This is a genomic window from Citrobacter sp. S55_ASV_140 (assembly GCF_018919505.1).
Taxonomy (GTDB): Bacteria; Pseudomonadota; Gammaproteobacteria; order Enterobacterales; family Enterobacteriaceae; genus Citrobacter; species Citrobacter werkmanii.
This window is the reverse complement of sequence record NZ_JAHLQZ010000355.1, coordinates 1-2039: the sequence shown is the minus strand read 5'-3', so window position 1 is coordinate 2039 and position 2039 is coordinate 1. Positions and strand designations below refer to the sequence as shown.

At 55.4% G+C, this 2039-nt stretch carries 4 protein-coding genes and 1 pseudogene; 2 read left to right on the top strand and 3 right to left on the bottom strand.

The window, feature by feature from the left end; all coding sequences use genetic code 11:
- Both KQJ18_RS24780 and KQJ18_RS23690 read left to right on the top strand, forming a co-directional pair.
- A pseudogene (locus KQJ18_RS24780) lies at positions 1 to 75 on the top strand (type II toxin-antitoxin system RelE/ParE family toxin); the annotation flags it as partial.
- A 19-nt stretch (positions 76 to 94) separates the two neighbouring features.
- A complete protein-coding gene (locus KQJ18_RS23690) occupies positions 95 to 436 on the top strand; it encodes a HigA family addiction module antitoxin (protein ID WP_038636361.1) in 342 nt (113 codons plus the stop codon).
- A 51-nt stretch (positions 437 to 487) separates the two neighbouring features.
- On the opposite strand, the gene phnP is transcribed toward KQJ18_RS23690, so the two are convergent.
- The 3 genes from phnP to phnN all read right to left on the bottom strand — a co-directional run.
- Entirely contained in the window at positions 488 to 1246 is a 759-nt protein-coding gene (phnP, locus tag KQJ18_RS23685; protein WP_204527838.1) for a phosphonate metabolism protein PhnP, read from the bottom strand.
- 8 nt (positions 1247 to 1254) lie between these two features.
- A complete protein-coding gene (gene phnO, locus KQJ18_RS23680) occupies positions 1255 to 1689 on the bottom strand; it encodes an aminoalkylphosphonate N-acetyltransferase (protein ID WP_216422916.1) in 435 nt (144 codons plus the stop codon).
- Positions 1676 to 2039 (bottom strand): ribose 1,5-bisphosphokinase (phnN, locus tag KQJ18_RS23675; protein ID WP_216422915.1); only part of this gene is annotated, 364 nt, incomplete at its 5' end. The genes phnN and phnO, both read right to left, overlap by 14 nt.

Here is a 2039-nt window from a genome sequence, read left to right as displayed (position 1 = left end):
AAGCAGTACCGATTAATATTTAAATGGGTTAACGGTAAGGCCGAAGATGTGTACTTAGACCCACACATCTACTAGAAAAATGTAAGGTAACGATATGAAACAGGCAACCAGAAAACCAACTACTGTGGGTGATGTCCTGCAATATGAATACCTGGAGCCGCTCGATCTGAAAATTAACGATCTAGCTGAAATACTGCATGTTCACCGTAATACGGTGAGCGCACTGGTCAATAATAATCGCAAATTAACAACGGATATGGCATTTCGCCTGGCGAAAGCGTTTGATACCTCCGTTGATTTCTGGCGTAACCTACAGTCGGCGGTTGACTTGTGGGAAGTTGAAAATGACATGCGGGCGCAAGAAGAACTGAACCGTATTATGTCTGTTAAAGACTTTGTCGCGCAGCGAAATGTCGCCACTAAGAAAGTCGCCTGATAGGCTGCTTATAGGCCGGAGCAGGTGTTTCACCGCGTCCGGCAAATCTCGCTAATCCAGCACAATCTCCATCCCGTCATATCCTGCTTCGATGCCTGTCGGCAGCGGATTTTCCATCAGCCACAGATCAAACTGATGGCTGATATGCGTCAGGATAACCCTTGGACAGCGGATAACCTCGTTCAGCGCGATGACGGTATTGAGATCGCAATGATTGCGCGGCGGTTCGGCGCGCGGGGCATGGCTGCAGTCGATGATAATCACCTGCGGTGGGTTATTGTGGAGAAACTTCTGCGTCTTATCGGGAAGCCCAGCGGTGTCGGAGAACCACGCCACCCGGCTGTGCGCGGTCTCGAACAAATAGCCAAACGTCAGCTTTGAATGGTTGAGCGGCAGCGGCGTCACCTGCAACCCTTGCAGGTCAAATACCACGAACGGCGCAATGGTATGGCTAAAATCGAGAATACCGGGATGCTTAAACAGATCGTCGCAACCCTGCTCATCCGGTGGGCCGTACACCGGGATGCTCGCCCCCACGCCCCAGCGCAACGGAAACAGTCCTTGCACATGATCCATATGATAGTGGGTCAGCAGAAACTGCTGAAAGCTGCCCGCTGGCCAGTCGTCCATCAGATGCGGGATCCCCGCGTCCAGCAGGGTTACCGCATGATTGAATTTGACCACCCCGCTACAGGGGCGTCGACGGTATTGCGCCTGTACGCGCGCCCGCTGACAGGCCGCGCAGTCGCAGCCAAATGCCGGCACCAACTGCGCGCCGCCGGTTCCCGTCAGCGTAATGGTCAGACTCATGACTCCCCCTACAACGGTTTGGTGAAGCGGAAATGGCTCTGGGTATAGCCTTCGCGCTGGTAGAAACGGTGCGCGTTAAGGCGTTGGGTGCTGGTGGAAAGCTCGGTCATTTCTGCGCCTGCTTCGCGTGCGGTGGCTTCGGCCCAGGCCAGTAGCTGACTGCCTACCGTTAATCCTCGCGCCTGTGGCATCACCACCAGTTCCTGAATCTCGCCAATCCAGTTGGCGTGGTGCAGATGAAACTGCAGGTGCAGACCGATCAAGCCGACGACTTCTCCGTCGAGCAGCGCCAATTGGTAGTGCATATTAGGATCTTGCAGATTCGCGGCGTATCCGGCGCTAAAGGCCTGGCGATCGAATTGTCCCTGCTTGAGTTCACAGATAAGCGCGTAAACCGCATCGGTATCGTAGAGCGTGGCGTGGCGTAATTCACAGACAGACATGTTTCTTCTCCTTGCGTCCCATCAGGGCGAGCAGTGTATCGACAGACTGTAGCAAACTGCCATCATTGTTGAGGACGTGGCAGTCATACGGCGCGTAGCGTGCCGCGCGTTCAAGGCGGGCGGCGATTTCCGTTTCACTCTCCCGCCCACGCGCCTGCAGACGCTGCCGTAGAATCGCTGGGGAAACCTGTAAGCAAATAGGAAGTAACGACGCGCCATAACGAGCCTGCGCCTGGGGCAGATGGGCGCGCGATCCGTTGACCACCACATCAAAACCGGCGTGCAGCCAGAGGTCAATCTCCACGCCCACGCCGTAGTAGAAGCCGTTTGCATGCCAGCTCAGCGCCAGC